General features: G+C 37.7%; 1 pseudogene. It reads right to left on the bottom strand.

Annotated elements, in window-relative coordinates:
- Positions 1 to 530, bottom strand: a pseudogene (locus WG67_RS08495) (DNA polymerase III subunit alpha); the annotation flags it as partial.

Below are 530 nucleotides of genomic sequence, written 5' to 3'. Positions count from 1 at the left end.
AAACGACATACATGATCTATTAGCGTTAGCGTACCAAGCCCAAGAAAATCAAATTTTATTAGCCCAGCTTTCTCCACATATTTCATGCTGTATTGAGTGATTGGCAAAGCCGAATTTGGATCATAGTACACAGGAACAAAATTTTCCAACTTTTGATCACATATTACAATTCCAGCAGCATGAGTTGAAACGTGACGATATATTCCTTCGAGCCTTAGCGATATATCAAGAAGCTTTGCAATTACCTCATCACTATCCCGCTCTTTCTGCAGGTTTTGATCAAACTCTATCGCTTGTGATAAAGTTACAGGATTTACTGGATTAAATGGAACCATTTTAGATATTTTATCCACTTGAGAGTAAGGCATTTGCAATACTCTACCAACATCACGCAATACTGCCCTTGCCTGCAATTTACCAAAAGTGATTATTTGAGCAACATAACCGTACTTTTTCTGAACATAATCAATAACCAGGTCCCTTTTCTCTTGGCAGAAATCGATATCAAAGTCAGGCATCGATACACGATC

Source organism: Wolbachia endosymbiont of Drosophila incompta (genome assembly GCF_001758565.1).
GTDB lineage: Bacteria > Pseudomonadota > Alphaproteobacteria > Rickettsiales > Anaplasmataceae > Wolbachia > Wolbachia pipientis.
Note: the sequence above shows the minus strand (reverse complement) of the source record. Positions and strands in the feature narration are given on the sequence as shown.